General features: G+C 72.7%; 13 protein-coding genes. 11 read left to right on the forward strand and 2 right to left on the reverse strand.

What is annotated here, in order from left to right; all coding sequences use genetic code 11:
* Positions 1–3: 3 nt before the first annotated feature.
* The 4 genes from Q2K21_RS01110 to kynU all read left to right on the forward strand — a co-directional run bounded on the left by Q2K21_RS01110 (position 4) and on the right by kynU (position 4,344).
* The gene (locus Q2K21_RS01110) at positions 4–1,506 is read left to right on the forward strand and encodes an MFS transporter (protein ID WP_310763161.1); all 1,503 of its coding nucleotides are present in this window, start codon (positions 4–6) and stop codon (positions 1,504–1,506) included.
* A 130-nt stretch (positions 1,507–1,636) separates the two neighbouring features.
* Positions 1,637–2,050, forward strand: a complete 414-nt coding sequence (locus Q2K21_RS01115; RefSeq protein ID WP_310763162.1) for a DUF3151 domain-containing protein — start codon at positions 1,637–1,639, stop codon at positions 2,048–2,050.
* Between the two features lie 229 nt (positions 2,051–2,279).
* Positions 2,280–3,137 carry a tryptophan 2,3-dioxygenase family protein gene (locus tag Q2K21_RS01120; RefSeq protein ID WP_310763163.1) on the forward strand — a complete coding sequence of 286 codons (858 nt, stop codon included), beginning with the start codon at positions 2,280–2,282 and terminating at the stop codon, positions 3,135–3,137.
* On the forward strand, positions 3,130–4,344 hold the full coding sequence (gene kynU / locus Q2K21_RS01125; protein WP_310763164.1) for a kynureninase: 1,215 nt from the start codon (positions 3,130–3,132) through the stop codon (positions 4,342–4,344). The genes Q2K21_RS01120 and kynU overlap by 8 nt, the downstream gene beginning before the upstream one ends.
* A gap of 68 nt (positions 4,345–4,412) precedes the next feature.
* On the opposite strand, the gene Q2K21_RS01130 is transcribed toward kynU, so the two are convergent.
* Together Q2K21_RS01130 and Q2K21_RS01135 are read right to left on the reverse strand one after the other, a co-directional pair.
* Positions 4,413–4,763 (reverse strand): hypothetical protein, encoded by a 351-nt coding sequence (locus tag Q2K21_RS01130; RefSeq protein ID WP_310763165.1) that lies wholly within the window; start codon positions 4,761–4,763, stop codon positions 4,413–4,415.
* A gap of 82 nt (positions 4,764–4,845) precedes the next feature.
* Positions 4,846–6,867: an FHA domain-containing protein gene (locus Q2K21_RS01135; RefSeq protein WP_310780519.1), complete on the reverse strand. Its 2,022-nt coding sequence runs from the start codon at positions 6,865–6,867 to the stop codon at positions 4,846–4,848.
* A gap of 838 nt (positions 6,868–7,705) precedes the next feature.
* Here Q2K21_RS01135 and Q2K21_RS01140 point away from each other — a divergent pair.
* The 7 genes from Q2K21_RS01140 (at position 7,706) to Q2K21_RS01170 (ending at position 15,598) form a co-directional block, all read left to right on the forward strand.
* The gene (locus Q2K21_RS01140) at positions 7,706–8,656 is read left to right on the forward strand and encodes an alpha/beta hydrolase (RefSeq protein ID WP_310763166.1); all 951 of its coding nucleotides are present in this window, start codon (positions 7,706–7,708) and stop codon (positions 8,654–8,656) included.
* Positions 8,657–8,859: 203 nt separating this feature from the next.
* Entirely contained in the window at positions 8,860–9,957 is a 1,098-nt protein-coding gene (locus Q2K21_RS01145; protein ID WP_310763167.1) for an alpha/beta hydrolase, read from the forward strand.
* On the forward strand, positions 9,950–11,179 hold the full coding sequence (locus Q2K21_RS01150) for an acyltransferase family protein (protein WP_310763168.1): 1,230 nt from the start codon (positions 9,950–9,952) through the stop codon (positions 11,177–11,179). Before Q2K21_RS01145 ends, Q2K21_RS01150 begins: the two co-directional genes overlap by 8 nt.
* 229 nt (positions 11,180–11,408) lie before the next feature.
* Complete coding sequence (locus Q2K21_RS01155; RefSeq protein ID WP_310763169.1) at positions 11,409–12,734, forward strand: sensor histidine kinase; 1,326 nt, start codon at positions 11,409–11,411, stop codon at positions 12,732–12,734.
* A complete protein-coding gene (locus Q2K21_RS01160) occupies positions 12,731–13,405 on the forward strand; it encodes a response regulator transcription factor (RefSeq protein ID WP_310763170.1) in 675 nt (224 codons plus the stop codon). Before Q2K21_RS01155 ends, Q2K21_RS01160 begins: the two co-directional genes overlap by 4 nt.
* A 175-nt stretch (positions 13,406–13,580) precedes the next feature.
* Positions 13,581–14,927, forward strand: coding sequence for a sensor histidine kinase (locus Q2K21_RS01165; protein WP_310763171.1), 1,347 nt, complete (start codon positions 13,581–13,583; stop codon positions 14,925–14,927).
* Entirely contained in the window at positions 14,924–15,598 is a 675-nt protein-coding gene (locus Q2K21_RS01170; protein WP_310763172.1) for a response regulator transcription factor, read from the forward strand. The genes Q2K21_RS01165 and Q2K21_RS01170 overlap by 4 nt, the downstream gene beginning before the upstream one ends.
* Positions 15,599–15,625 lie beyond the last annotated feature (27 nt).

The raw sequence follows: 15,625 nt of genomic DNA on the forward strand, positions 1-15,625 counted from the left end.
CCTATGGCGGTCACCGAACAGCAGATCCCCTCCGTCAGGATCACCTCCCCCCAGGGGAAGTGGATCCTCCTGACCACCGTGCTCGGCTCCAGCATGGCCATGCTGGACTCCACCGTCGTCAACGTCGCCCTCCCCCGCATCGGCCGCGACCTCGACGCGAGCCTCGCCGCCCTCCAGTGGACCGTCAACGCGTACATGGTCACGCTCGCCGGTCTGATCCTCCTCGGCGGTTCCCTCGGCGACCGCTTCGGCCGCCGCAAGGTCTTCGTGCTGGGCGTCGTCTGGTTCGCGACCGCCTCGCTCCTGTGCGGCCTCGCTCCCACCCCCGGCGTCCTCATCGCCGCCCGGGCCCTGCAAGGCATCGGCGGCGCGCTCCTCACCCCCGGCTCGCTCGCGCTGATCCAGGCCTCGTTCCACCCGGACGACCGCGCACGGGCGGTCGGCCTCTGGTCCGGCTTCGGCGGCATCGGCGCCGCCGTCGGCCCGTTCCTCGGCGGCTGGCTGGTGGACGGCCCGGGCTGGCGCTGGGTGTTCCTGCTCAACGTCCCGCTGGCCCTGGTGTGCGCGCCCATCGCCGTCCGGCACGTACCGGAATCCGGGGACGGCCGCGCCCACGGCCGCTTCGACGTCCTCGGCGCCGCGCTCGGCGCCCTGGCCCTCGCCCTGGTGACCTACGCCCTCATCGAGGCCCGCGGTGGCTCCCTGGCCGTGGTCGTCACGGCGGTCGCGGGCGTCGCCGCCGGCATCGCCTTCGTGTACGTCGAGAAGCGCCGCCCCGACCCGATGATGCCGCTCGGCATCTTCGCGTCCCGCCAGTTCACGGCGGTCAACCTGGTGACCCTCTGTGTGTACGCGGCCTTCGGCGGGTTCTTCTTCCTCACCGCGCTCCAGCTCCAGGTGGTGGCGGGCTACTCGGCGCTCCAGGCCGGTACGGCACTGCTGCCCACGACCGCCCTCATGCTGCTCTTCTCGGCCCGCTCGGGCGCCCTCGCCGAGCGCATCGGACCGCGCATTCCGCTCACCGTCGGCCCCCTCCTGTGCGCGGCCGGCCTGCTGCTGATGCTGCGCGTCGGCAAGGACGCCTCGTATGCCGCCGACGTCCTGCCCGCCCTGCTGGTCATGGGCGCGGGCATGGTCACCCTGGTCGCTCCGCTGACCGCCACCGTGCTCGCCTCGGTGGACACCAGCCAGGCGGGCCTGGCCAGCGGCATCAACAACGCGGCGGCCCGGGCGGCCGGCCTGATCGCCGTGGCCGCGCTGCCGCTGCTCGCCGGGATGGGCCCGGAGGCGTACCGCTCGGCGGACGCCTTCGCCGCCGCGTTCCGCCGCGCGATGCCGATCTGCGCGGGTGTGCTGGTGGTCGGGGCGGTGCTCGCCTTCGCGACGGTACGCCGTCCGGCGCCGGACTGCTGCCGTCCCGAGTGCCGTATGCACGGCAGTGTGACGGCGCCGCCCCTGGAACCGTCCCGCGGGACCACGAAGTCGGACGCCGGTCCAGCTTCGTGATCACGCTGTGCCGCCGCTCTCGCCGGGCGAGAGCGGCAGCGCTTCCGGCCGCGGTCGCCCGCGCGACCATCCCCCCGAAGGGCCCCGGCCGACCGCCGGCGATCAGGGACGATGCCTCACACTGGAACCCATGACCCTTCACGAGAACCTCCTCGGGGGCCCGCCCCCGACCCACCTCCCCGACGAGCCGGAGCCGCGCGAGCTCCTCGCGAACGGTGTGGCGCCCGCCGACGTCGCCGCCAAGCACCCCTCCTCCTCGCTCGCCTGGGCCCAGCTGGCCGACGACGCGTTCGGACGGGGCGCGGTCGTGGAGTCGTACGCCTACGCCCGTACGGGCTACCACCGTGGCCTGGACGCCCTGCGTCGCAGCGGCTGGAAGGGGCACGGCCCCATTCCCTGGGAGCACGAGGCGAACCGTGGATTCCTGCGCGCCCTGCACGCCCTCGCGCGCGCGGCGCAGGGGATCGGTGAGCAGGAGGAGTACGAGCGCTGCACCCAGTTCCTGAAGGACTCCTCGCCGACGGCGGCCCAGACGCTCGGCTAGTCCGACCGGCCAGTTCGCTCGGCTGGTCCGACCGGCCAGTTCGCTCGGCTGGTCCGCCCGGCCAGTCCGCTCGGCTGGTTCCGAAGAGTGGCCAAGGCCCGTCTGTGACCAGGCGGGCCTTGCGGTGTCCGGGAGTCTTTGCGCAGGATGATGCCGGTGGGGACCGGGGCCCCCGTGCCGGCATCGGCAGGGGCGGACCGCTACCCAGAGCACACAACAGGAGACAGCGATGTCCCAAACGGCTCACCAGACTCCTCAGTCCCATGAGGCTCATGAGCCCGAGACCCCGCATCTCGACTTCCAGGGCACGACGCCGTACGAGGACTACGTCAAGGCGGACGTGCTCACCCACCTCCAGCACACCCTCTCCGACGACCCCGGAGAGATGGTCTTCCTGGTCACGACCCAGGTGATGGAGCTGTGGTTCACGGTGATCGTCCACGAGTGGGAGACTGCGGCCCGTGCCCTGCGCGAGGACCGGGTCCCGGTGGCGATCGATGCGCTGAAGAGGTCCGTACGGGAGCTGGAGGCGCTGAACGCGTCCTGGACGCCCCTCGCCCAGCTGACGCCCGCCCAGTTCAACTCGTACCGCTCGGCCCTCGGCGAGGGCTCCGGCTTCCAGTCGGCGATGTACCGCCGCATGGAGTTCCTGCTCGGCGAGAAGTCCGCCTCCATGCTGGTCCCGCACCGGGGCGCACAGCGCGTCCACGCCGAACTGGAGAAGGCGCTGCACGAGCCGAGCCTGTACGACGAGGTGCTGCGGCTGCTCGCGCGGCGCGGGCACGCGGTACCGGACGCCGTGCTGCGGCGTGACGTCTCCCGGCGGTACGAGCCGTCGGACGAGGTCGAGGCGGTCTGGACCGCCCTCTACTCCGGGGACCCGGCCGACGAACTCGCCCGGCTGGGCGAGGCGTTGACCGATGTGGCGGAACTGGTGTGGCGCTGGCGCAACGACCACCTGCTCGCCACCCGGCGCGCGATGGGCGCCAAGCCCGGCACGGGCGGCTCCGCCGGGGTGGCCTGGCTGGAGAAGCGGGCGCAGAAGAACGTGTTCCCCGAGCTGTGGACGGCGCGGTCGTATGTCTGAACTGATGTCGAAAGCAAGGGAGTTGGACGCCGCCGACGAGCTGTCCGGGCTGCGCGCGAAATTCGTGCTCGACGAGGCGGTCTACCTGGACGGGAACTCGCTGGGCGCGCTGCCCGCGGCCGTACCGGACCGGATGCAGGACGTCGTCCGCAGGCAGTGGGGTTCGCTGCGGATCCGCTCCTGGGACGAGAGCGGCTGGTGGACCGCGCCGGAGCGGATCGGCGACCGGATCGCCCCGCTGGTCGGGGCGGCGCCCGGGCAGATCGTGGTCGGCGACTCGACCAGCGTCAACGTCTTCAAGGCCCTGGTGGCGGCCGTGCGTATGGCCGCCGGGGAAGGGAGCGTGGCCGGGGAAGGGAGCGACGGCCGGGACGAGATCGTGGTCGATGCGACGACGTTCCCGACGGACGGGTACATCGCCGAGTCTGCGGCGCGGATGACGGGGTGCACGCTCCGGCCGGTCGTGCCGGCCGAGGTGCCGGGCGTCCTGTCCGACCGTACGGCGGCGGTGTTGCTGAACCACGTCGACTACCGCACGGGCCGGCTGCACGACCTGCCCGGTCTGACGGCCGCCGTGCACGCGGCGGGCGCGGTCGCGGTCTGGGACCTGTGCCACAGCGCGGGCGCGCTGCCGGTGGGCCTGGACGAACACGGGGTCGACCTCGCGGTCGGCTGCACGTACAAGTACCTGAACGGAGGCCCCGGCTCACCGGCGTACCTGTATGTGCGGCGGGAGCTGCAGGACCGCTTCGACTCCCCGCTGCCGGGCTGGAACTCGCACACGGAACCCTTCGGCATGCGGCCGGACTACGAACCGGCGACGGGTGCGCCGCGCGGTCGTGTCGGCACCCCGGACATCCTGTCCATGCTCGCCCTGGAGGCGGCGCTGGAGGTGTGGGACGACGTCCCGATCGACGCGGTGCGCGCCAAGTCGCTCGCGCTGACGGACTTCTTCCTGGAGTGCGTGGCGGCGTACGTCCCCGAGGGCCGGGTCGAGTCGCTGACTCCGGCGGCCCACGCGGAGCGCGGGAGCCAGGTCGCACTGCGGTGCGAGGACGCGGGCGACGTGATGAAGCGGCTGGTCGAGAGCGGCGTGGTCGGCGACTTCCGTCGGCCGGACGTGCTGCGCTTCGGGTTCACCCCGTTGTACGTGGGCTTCGCGGATGTGGAGCGGGCGGCGCGGGTGCTGGCGGAGGTTGTGTCCTGAGGCAGGTCGCGTCCTGAGACGGGCGGCCCGGTTCGGACGGGCGGCCCGCCTCGGACGGGTGTCCCGGTTCACAGGAACCGGGTGACGAATCCGGCGAGACCGTTGACGGCGGTGAGTACGGCGGTGACCCCGCCGGCTCCCGCCGTCAGTGAGTCGAGGAGACTGCGGACGATCGTCCTGCTCGGCTGCCGCTGCCCCTGGAGCTGGTTGCCCAGTTCCTCCGTCACCTCCTGCATCCGCCGCACGTCGGGGAGGGCGGCGGCGTACTGGGTGAGGATCAGCTGCAACTCGTCGAGGCGGCGCTGGAGTTCGTGTTCCTCGGGGCTTTGGCTTCCGTTGTAGGTGACGTGCTTGCTGTGGGCGTACAGGGTGCCGTGGTTGTCCTTGACGTAGGTGCGTTTGTCGTCGCCGTGTGCCATGGTCCGCCTTCTTCAGGGGTCGGGCTTCTTCAGGGGTCGGGCTTCTTCAGGAGTCGGGTTTCTTCAGGGGTTCCGGTTCGTGTCAGCCGTGCGGTGCCGTCCGGCCAGGAGCCGGGGCCTTGCCGCCCGGCTGACGCTGGGCGTGCTTGCTGTGGGCGTACAGGGCACCGTGGTTGTCCCTGACGTAGACCCGTTTGTCGTCGCCGAAGTTCTGCACCACGTTCTGCTGGAGCCGCTGGAAGTCGTCCGAGTCGATCCCCTTGGACTCCAGGAAGTCGCCGATCGTGTTCAGTAGGTGCTGCTGGGTCGTGTTGAGGACCCGGCTCAGGTCCCGGCCGAGGAAGTAGTGCCCCTCGTCCTGGCTGCGGGCGAGTTCCCGGATGCTGTAGTGCGCCCCGTAGTCGAACAGATAGCCCCCGCTGATCGTGCGCCGCTGCCGGTGCCGCCGCGCCGCCCCCGCACGTGAGTCCGCGGCGCGCCGGGCGAGCGCCCCCGGCGCCCGCAGCAGCGTGGGCAGCGTCCGCGGCAGCGCGGTGGACAGTGCCCGTACGACCGCGCCGGGGCCCGTCCGGTAGGGCAGCCGGTCGACCGCGTAGTACTCCGGCCGCATCGGCAGCAGGGCGTACGCCGAGAACTCCAGGTACAGCGTCCCCTCGACCTGCACTGCGCGCAGGAACATCGTCAGCACCAACTGCCCGCTCCAGGCCGGAACTTCGATGCTCACGTACGAGCGTCTCGTGGACCCCAGCCCATCCGGCATGCCGCGGATGACGCCCGTCGGGATACGCGTGAGGGGCGGCCGCAGCCGGTCCGGCAGCAGTCGGCGGTCATGGGCGACCGAGGTGCCGTCCACGAAGAGACGCTCATCCACGCGCAGATTGGCCAGGCCGAGCCGCCGGGCGGCGGCGATGAGCACGTCGTACAACTCGTCGGTCCTGAACCGCTGCGGATCGCGCCGGCCGCCGTCCCTCCGGATCGAGCCCCGGCGGATGTCGACGGGTCTGTCCCACTCGGCCACTTGGTCCCCGCTGCCCGCGAAGGGCAGGTAGTCGGAGCAGACGACGAGGTTCCCGGCCGGCCGCTCGGCGACGACGGCGAGCCGCGCGCGGGCCCGGCCGCCGAGTGCCTGCGGTGCCCGGGCGGGCTCGTAGTGCCGCGCGGACAGCCTCCGCCGCAGGACGAGGTAGTCGCGCACCCAGAGGTCCACGGCGACGACCGGCCAGGCCATCCCGAGCAGTGCCACCGCCCCGACGGCGTAGGGCCGCCACCAGTCGCCCCCGAACCCGGCCTCCCTGATGGTCCCGAGGTGGTCCCGGACGCCCAGTCCGAGCACGGTCAGCAGGGTGACGAGCAGGGCGGCCAGAACGAGGTCGCGCGTCAGCCGCCGTCGGCGCGCCTCGAGGGCCCAGCGCGTCACGACCCCGAGGTCCGCGCCGAAGACGGGCGCGAGGGCGCGGTAGGGCTCGTCGATCACCTGGCCCACCACCAGATCGGCGAACGCGGGGTCGAGCTGGGTGGCCGCGGCGAGGTGCCGGGTCGCCATGGTGCGCGCGTCGTCCTCGATGGGCGGGGGATCGGCGTGGTGCGGCGGAGGGTCCGGCAGGTCGCTGTCCGGACCGTGCCCGCGCCTCGCGCGGCGCCACCGGAAGTCGCGGACGTCGGTGACGGAGGAGTCGCCGACGGTGTACGACCGCCCGCTCCCCGAAGGAGAGGCGTGGGTGCCGGGCCAGGCGGTGGTGCGGTCGGGGTCTGTGGGCGAGGTCTGCTGCCCGGGCCGGGGCTGCGGCGCGTTGCCGCGGAACACCACCTGCACGGAACCGAACTGCAAACGGTCTCCCTCGGCGAGCCGGACGGGTCGGCCGGACTCGATCCGGCGGCCGTTGTGCAGGACGCCGTTGCGGGAGTCGAGGTCGTTGACCCAGACGCCGTCACTGCCGCGCCGCACCTCGGCATGGCGCTTGCTGACGTCGAGGGAGGAGAGCCGGATGTCCCCGAACCGTCCGACCACGTGCGCCGTGCCGCTCAACTCCCACTTCTGTCCCGCGAACCGAGACGGCACCACGACGACGAGATAGGGCGGCCCGCCCTCACTTCCGGCTCCCACGATCGCCAAGCCCCCGTTCCGCAGCCCCGTGCGGCCCGCCGTGGCATGCGCCGGGCGAGACCGTCATCACTCTGCGTGACAGTTCATGGTCGCTCGGTGTGGGATGGGCGGCAATCCGCAAAATTGGGGAGTGGTGCGGGGGGAGGGGGTGCGGTACGGGTGCTCAGCAAGGCGTAGGAGAGGGGCGCTGACGGGGAGGGGTGCCGTAGGAGAGGGGCGCCGATTCGGCCCGTACGACCGTTCCCGCATCCGTTCCCGCATTTGTCCCCCCATCCGTTCCCGCATCCGTTCCCGCCGGCAACTCCCCTGTCGCGCGGCCGCCGCACCCACGCCTTCACGCACGGCGCCCGCAACGCGACCCGCGCCTCGCGGAACCGTTGCTGCGCCTCCGACGTACGCGCCCCGGATGCGCGAACCCCTGCTAGGCCCTGTCGTCAAACTCCCGCCTGCCCCGCGACGCCATGCACGCACTCTCGCCGCACCGAGCGCAGACCCAAGTACATCCAGTACGAGGGTCAGCGCCCGGCACGCCGAGAGCACGCACCTGACGCCGCAGGGCCCGCCCTCCGGGCGGACGACGGGAGTTTGACGACAGGACCTAGGCCGGTACGTCCCCGGCCGTCGGCAGCACGGCTGCGGGCACCCGCGCGGGGCGCCCGCCGGGGCGTACGGTGCCGGTAGAGGCGCCCCGGCGGCCGGGGCCGCGGATGGCGCCTCACCGAGCGTGACAACCGCGTGTCGGCGCACGTCACCCGCCTGATACCGTCCCCGCCAACGGCCGATTACCTTCCGGCCACCCGCGTACCGAATTCCCGTTTCGCCGCTGAGAGGTTGGAGCATGCCGGACGACGACGCCCCCCGCGATGCCGCGGCGCGTGACGCCGCGGAAGAGGCGTCCGCCTTCTCGCACCCGCCGGTGGACCCCGACGCCACCGCCGCGTACGGCGACCACCCCGACCAGGTGATCGACTTCTACGCCCCGCGGGAGACGGAGCCGGGCGGATCGGCGGGCACCACAGGTTCCGCTCCCCTCGTCGTCGTTCTGCACGGAGGCGCGTGGCGGGCGCCGTACGACCGTCGGCACATCACCCCGTTCGCGGACTTCCTGGCCCGCCGGGGCTTCGCCGTGGCCAACATCGAGTACCGCCGGGGCGCGCTCATCCCGGCCCAGGCCGACGGGGAGGCCGTGGACTCGGGAGTGGGCGCGGGCGGCGGTACGGGGCCGGTCGCGGGCCGTTGGCCGGACACGTTCGACGATGTCGCGGCCGCGTTCGACGCGCTTCCGGCGCTCCTACGGGAGGCGCTGCCGCAGGCCGATCCGCGCCGCACGGTGATCACCGGCCACTCGGCGGGGGGCCACCTCGCGCTGTGGGCCGCGGCCCGCCACGTCCTGCCGCCGGACGCCCCGTGGCGCACGGACCGCCCGGCTCCACTGCGCGGCGTCGTGGCGCTCGCTCCGATCGCGGACTTCCACGTCGCCGGGAAGCTGGAGGTGTGCGGCGGCGCGGCGGCCCAGCTCCTGGGTGGGGAATCCCTGTTCGCGGAGCGCCGGCCCTACGCGGACCCGGCTCTCCTGCTGCCCACCGGCATCGCCACGACCCTCGTGCAGGGCCGTACGGACGTCGTGGTCCCGCAGGCGGTCGCCGAGGCGTACGCGGAGGCGGCGGCGAAGGCGGGCGAGGTCGTCGGCCTCACGCTCCTCGAGGACGTCGGCCACTTCCCGCTGATCGACCCGGCGGCGGACGCGTGCGCTGTGGTGGCGGAGGAGATCGCGCAGTTGGCGTGGTAGTCGCCAAGTCGGATGCGGCGAAGTGCGGTTGACCGCTTTTGCATGGATTCCCAGGGGTCTGCCACCGCTCCCCGGTCATACCCCTAATACCTGAGAGCTACCTCTGATGTGAGTCCCCTGGCGTGACGCCGACGACGTGTCACGCTCCGTAACTTCCTTTCCGGAATGGGCCGATGGACGGGCCGACGGGAGGGAAGGGCGACATGGGATTCCGGGAGAGGCGACCCACCGCGGTCGCGTACGAGGACGGGAGAGCGCCGGGAGGCCGCCGCACTGACGGCGGCTGTGGAGCTGAGGGCGCCGATCCGCTCGGTGCCGCCGAAGAGGCCGGGCGGAGCCCTCGTCCGCGACTCGGGCGACCGCGCCTCGGCCGCCTCTGCCGCACCCTGCTCGCCGTGCTGGTCATGGGTGCCGTCGTCGTTCCCCTCTCGGCTGCCGCGCGTCCCCGAATCCCGGCCCCGCCACCGGCTGCGCTCGCCCCCCTTTCGGTGGCCACGCTCACCGAGACGTACGCGGCGAACCGCGCCAACGCCGCCGAGGCGTCCCGGATGGCCGCGGCCCACGGCGCCCGGGACCGAGCGGCGGCGGACCGCGCCATGGCCTCCCCGAGCCGCGACTTCCTGGCCTTCGACGGGCGGGGCACGGGCCGCGCGACGGAGGTCTTCGGCGACCTGGCCACGGCGGAGCACATAGCGGTCCTGGTCCCGGGTTCCGACACGACACTGGACACGTACGGCCGCTTTCGCGCGGGCGCCCTGGCCCTGCACCGCAGCACGGGCCCGCGCACCGCCGTCATCGCCTGGCTCGGCTACGACACGCCCCGCACGCTCGGCACCGGCGCGCTCACGACGACCCGGGCCGAGGAGGCCGCCCCACTGCTGGAGCGGTTCATACGCGAACTGCGAGGCGCGGTGGGCCTGTTGCCCGGCGTCTCCCTCCTCTGCCACTCCTACGGCACGGTGGTCTGCGCCCGCGCGGCCGCCGCCGTGGACGTCCAGGATGTCGTCCTGGTCGGCAGCCCGGGCACGGGTGTGGACTCCGCGTCCGCCCTGCACACCCGCGCCCGCGTCTGGGCGGCCCGCGGCGCCGACGACTGGATCGCGGAGGTGCCTCACCTGCGCGCGGACCTGTTCGGCACGACCGTCGGCTTCGGCACGGATCCGGTGTCCCCGGCCTATGGCGCCCGTGTCTTCGCCGCCGGCGGTGGCGGCCACAGCGACTACTTCAAGCCGGGCTCGGCCTCCCTGGCCAACCTGTCCCGGATCGTACTCGGAGCCACCTCGGAGGTGACCCGTGCGTGACCGTAGCCTGTGGTACCGGAGCCTGTGGGGGCCGCCCCTGAACTCCATACGCACCGCGGCCCGGCGGATCGACGCCGCCACTCCCGTGGAGCGGGACCGCGCGACAGACGCCCTGCGGGCCTTCGCGATCCTCGGCGTCGTCCTGGGCCACTGGCTGGTGACCGCCCTGGTCGCCGACGGCGGCACCCTGCGCACCGCGAGCCCGCTGCACTTCATGCCGTGGCTGGCCCCGATCTCCTGGATGTTCCAGACGCTCGCCGTGTTCTTCCTGGTGGGCGGCCATGTGGCGACGAAGGGATATGCCTCGGCACGCGCGCGGGGCGTCACTTACGGGCGGTGGCTACGCCTCCGCCTGACCCGTCTGTTCAAGCCCGTCGCGGCGGTCGTGACCCTGTGGGCGGTCGCGGCGGGCTGCCTGCTCGCGACCGGCGCGGAGGCCGGCACGATCCACACCCTGGTGAAGCTGGCCCTGTCGCCCCTGTGGTTCCTGCTGGTCTTCGCCGCCCTGACGGCGGCGACCCCGCTGCTGACGCGGCTCAACCCGTTGTGGCCGCTGGCCGTCGTTCTCCATGTGGACCTCATCCGCTTCGGACTCGGCGGCCCGTCCTGGCTCGGCTGGATGAACCTGGCGGCGGGCTGGCTCGTGCCGTACACGCTGGGCGCGGCCTGGACGCGTGGTGAACTGGACGGCCGGCGCGCGGGCTGGGTGCTGCTGTCGGGCGGCGCGGTGGCGACGGCGGGGCTGGTGGCATGGGCGGGCTACCCGGCGTCGATGGTCGGCGTTCCGGGCGCCGCGGTCTCGAACCTCAACCCGCCGACCCTGGCCGCTGTCACCTTCGGCCTGGCCCAGTGCGGACTGGCACTGCTGCTGCGCGACCGGCTGCGCCGCGCGATGCGCCGTCCCCTGGCCTGGGCGGCGGTGGCACTGGTGAACCTCTCCGCGATGACGATCTTCCTCTGGCATCAGACGGCCCTGATGGCGACCACCGCGACAGGCCTCCTCGCGGGCCGCCTGCCGGGCCTGCACACCGCTCCGGACGACCTGACCTGGGTGGTCGCCCGTCTGGCCTGGCTCCCCGTGTTCGTCTTGTCCCTCGCCGTGTGCTGGTCCGCCTTCCGCACCTACGAACAGGGGACGCGCCGGGTCCGGGGCCGTCGTTCCCGGGTGGTCGTCGTCCACAGATCCGGCCGCGCAGAAGCGAAGGTGACCGACGGTGCTTAAGGTTCATCGGATGGACGAGGCACGGCACAGGCCCCGGGGGAGCCGCGCGCCCGCACCCGAGAACGACACCGGGCCCGCGCCGGGCGGCAGTTCTCACCCCACGGACGTCACCGGTCGTGCCCTGGCCGGGCTTCCACAACCGGGAGGGCGCCCGGTGGCCGGGCATGCGCCGCGTCTGTCGCGCTCCGTCGGCCCCGGTGTCTCGTGGGTCCTCCGCAGCCTCCGCACGTTGCTGCGGACCCTCCGGGACGACCTGTGGACGTTCGCCCCCGCGCCGCTTCCGCCGCTCTCGCGCCCGCGCCTGCTCCGCCGGGCGCCGCACGTCCTGGTCTGCGTGATGGCGTTCGCCCTGGCGTTCGGAGCCGGGTCCGAGCCGACAGACAGCTATGGAGTGACCTTCGGGCTCGGTGCGGCGATCGGGTGCGCGCAGGGCGGGGCCGTCGCCATCGCCCTGTGGCGTCCCCTGCCCGCCTGGTGGCTGTCGCTCACGGCGACGGTCGTGTCCGCCCAGGCCGCCCGGGTCGCCCCGGGCGGCGTCCTGCACGTGTCCCCCGAACCGCCGCTGTGGCCCTGGACGGGACCGGGCATCACGGCGTGCGCCGTCGTGCTGTTCCTGCTCGCCCTGCGGATGCCCGCCCGGGTCAGCGCCGGGGCACTGGCGCTGACCGCCCTGACGACGTATGTGCTCCAGGGCGTCGAGGGCGCTGTCTCGTACTCCCCGACCGGGCTGATGGCGGTGGTCGTCTTCACCGTCGTCCTCCTCGTCGGCACGGCGCTGCGCGGCCGCCGCGAAGCCCGTAACCAGCTCGTCGAACTGACCACCGTCACCGCCGAGGAACGGGCCCGCCGCACCCTCCTGGAGGAGCGCAACCGCATCGCCCGCGAACTGCACGACGTCGTCGCCCACCACATGTCGGTGATCTCCATCCAGGCCCAGGTCGCCCCGCACCTCGTGGAGAACCCCTCCGACGAGCTGAGGGAGAACCTGGACGGCATCCGCAAGAACGCGCTGGAGGCCCTGACCGAACTGCGCCGCGTCCTGGGTGTCCTGCGCTCGGAGAACCCCGATGACCCCTACGGCATAGGGAGCGGCACCGGTGCCGCCCCGGACTCCCCGCAGCCCACCCTCGACCGGCTCGGCTCCCTGGTGGAGAACACCCGAGCGGCCGGTCTGGAGGTGCTGACGGAGATCACCGGCGAGGTGCGCCCCCTGCCGCCCGGCGTGGAGCTGTCGGCGTACCGGATCATCCAGGAGGCCCTCAGCAACGCGCTGCGGCACGCCCCGGGTTCCACCGTCCGCGTCGAACTCGGCTACTTCCCACGGGGCGTGCAGGTGCGGGTCATCAACTCCCGGCCCACACGCTCGGCCCCGCCCTCGCCGGGTGCGGGGCACGGCCTGCTCGGCATGCGGGAGCGCGCCGTGATGCTCGGTGGCACCCTCGTCACGTCCGAGACGTCGTGCGGTGGTTTCGCCGTAGCTTGCTTCCTGCCGAGCCCCGAAAACTCCCGGCCCGGCGACGACCCCACCGGCCGGACAGGAGAAGAGGACCAATGACGAGCAGCACCATCCGCGTACTGATCGCCGACGACCAGATGATGGTCCGGCAGGGCTTCACGGTGCTGCTCAACGCCCAGCCCGACATCGAGGTCGTCGGTCAGGCCGTCGACGGGAAGGACGCGATCGCCAAGGTCGCCGAACTCGCCCCGGACGTCGTCCTGATGGACATCCGCATGCCCGAGCTGGGCGGCATCGAGGCGACCCGCCGCATCACCGAGGACACCCCGCACCCCAGGGTCCTGGTGCTCACCACCTTCGACCTCGACGAGTACGTGTACGACGCCCTGCGCGCCGGCGCCTCCGGCTTCCTGCTGAAGGACGCCTCCGCCGACCAGCTAGCCGAAGCCGTACGGGTGGTGGCGGCGGGCGACGCGCTCCTCGCGCCCGGGATCACCCGGCGTCTGATCGCCGAGTTCTCCCGTCTGGACAGCACCCCCCGGGCCCCGCTCAAGGTACGCGTCGGCGACCTCACCGAGCGCGAGACGGAGGTCCTCGCCCTCATCGCCCAGGGCCTGTCGAACGCGGAGATCGCCGAACGCCTCGTCGTGGCCGAGCAGACCGTGAAGACCCATGTGGGCCGCATCCTGGTGAAGCTGGGGCTGCGCGACCGCACCCAGGCGGCGGTGTTCGCCTACGAGTCGGGGCTGGTGCGGCCGTCGGGGTACTGAGCGCGGGGCGTCCAGGTGCCGGAGGGAGCCGGAGGAAGTCGGAGGAGGACGGAGGGAGCCGGAGGAAGTCGGAGGAGGCCGGAGGGAGTTCGTACCCGTAGTACCTGAGACGGACCCCGAAGGACCCCCCTCACTGGGGACGACCGCGACCCCCGCCTCCGCATACCGTTTCAACGTGACCGAGACGACCCAGACGCAGACGACGCCGGACAGTGCGTACAGCGCGTACAAGCCGAGCAGCCCGGAGTTCCGGGCGGCGGCTGACGCCCTGCGCGGGCTGCGGCAGGACCTGTTCCACGACGCCTTCGCCTACCGCCCGTTGCCCCGCATGAGCGTCGACCGCCCGCTCACCCGGCGGCTGTCCGGACGCATGCGGGAGAGGGCGGCCTGGCTTCCGCACGCGACGGTGGCGACGGCCGGTGTGTTGGCGATGTTCTTGGCCTGGGCGAGCGGCGGCGGCAGTACGGCGGCCCTGCTGTGCGGCCTGCTGGCCCTGGCCCCGGTGCTGCTGACGCTGGTCCGCCCGGTCGGAGCCTTCTGGCTGTCCCTCGCGGCCACCGCGGCCGCGGCCGTCGTGGGCACGTCCTGGGCCAACTGGCCGTGGCTGCCCGGCAGCTTCCTCTCGCACCTGACGGTGCTGACCGTCGTGGCGATACGCACGCGGCCGCGCACGGCGGCGTGGATGTGGGTGTTCACCGCGGCCTATGGCTTCTTCGTCAGGACCGGCTTCGGTTGGAACCACTACAGCACCAACATCGCACCCATGCTGTTCCTCTCTGCCCTCGCCCTGCTGGCCGTCACGGTCTGGCACATACGCCGCTCCGCGGAGCGGGAGATGACCGCCCAGCAGACGGTGACCGCGCACGAGCGTTCCCGCCGCACCCTGCTGGAGGAGCGCACTACGATCGCCCGGGAGCTGCACGACGTGGTCGCCCACCACATGTCGGTGGTCGCCATCCAGGCGGAGGCCGCGCCCTACCGTGTCGAGAACCCGCCGCCGGAGCTGGAGAAGGCCTTCGCCACGATCCGGGAGAACGCGGTGGCGGCCCTGACCGAGCTGCGCCGCGTGCTGGGTGTCGTACGGGCCGAGGACTACGAGGCCCCGGACGCCCCGCAGCCCACCCTGGCCGACCTGGACGCCCTGCTGGCCAATGTGCGGGAGGCGGGCCTGACCGCCGACAAGGTGGTCACGGGCGCGGTGCGGGAACTCCCGCAGGGCGTCGAGCTGTCGGCGTACCGCATCGTCCAGGAGGCGCTCAGCAACACGCTGCGGCACGCACCGGGCGCCACGGCTCGTGTGGAGATCGGCTACGTACTCGGCGGTCTGGGCCTGCGCATAGTCAACGGCCCGGCGCCGACGGTCGCGCTGCGGAAGTCGACCCATGGCGCGGGGCACGGCATCACGGGCATGCGTGAACGGGTCTCGATGCTGAACGGCGAGATGACGGCGGGGGAGACGGACGACGGAGGGTATGAGGTGACGGTGTTCCTGCCGGTGGTCACGGCGGAGGACCCCACGTGACGGGGGGCACCATCCGCGTACTGATCGCCGACGACCAGATGATGGTCCGCGAGGGCTTCTCGGTGCTGCTCGGGGCGATGCCGGACATCGAGGTCGTCGGGGAGGCGGTCAACGGGCGGGAGGCGGTCGAGCGGGTCCGTGAACTGGCCCCTGACGTCGTGCTGATGGACATCCGCATGCCGGAGCTGAACGGCATCGAGGCGACCCGGGAGATCGTTGCCGCGAACGGGTCGGCGAAGGTGCTGGTGCTGACCACGTTCGACCTCGACGAGTACGTCTACCAGGCACTGCGGGCGGGAGCCTCCGGTTTCCTCCTCAAGGACGCGTCGGCGCGCCAGCTCGCCGACGGGGTGCGGGTGGTGGCGTCCGGCGAGGCCCTGCTGGCTCCCTCGGTGACCAAGCGGCTGATCTCGGAGTTCTCGAAGCTGTCCGAGCGACCGCGCCTCGTCCCCACCGCGCAGGGGGCGTACGGCGATCTGACCGAGCGGGAGACGGAGGTGCTGGTGCTCATCGCGCAGGGCCTGTCGAACGCGGAGATCGCCGAGCGGCTGGTGGTCGCGGAGTCGACGATCAAGACCCATGTGAGCCGGATCCTGGTGAAGCTGGGCCTCAGGGACCGGACGCAGGCGGCGGTGTTCGCGTACGAGGCGAGGCTGGTGACACCCGGCTGACACCGCCGGGAGGTCGCAGCCGGCAAG

This window comes from Streptomyces sp. CGMCC 4.7035, from assembly GCF_031583065.1.
GTDB classification, from domain to species: domain Bacteria; phylum Actinomycetota; class Actinomycetes; order Streptomycetales; family Streptomycetaceae; genus Streptomyces; species Streptomyces yaanensis.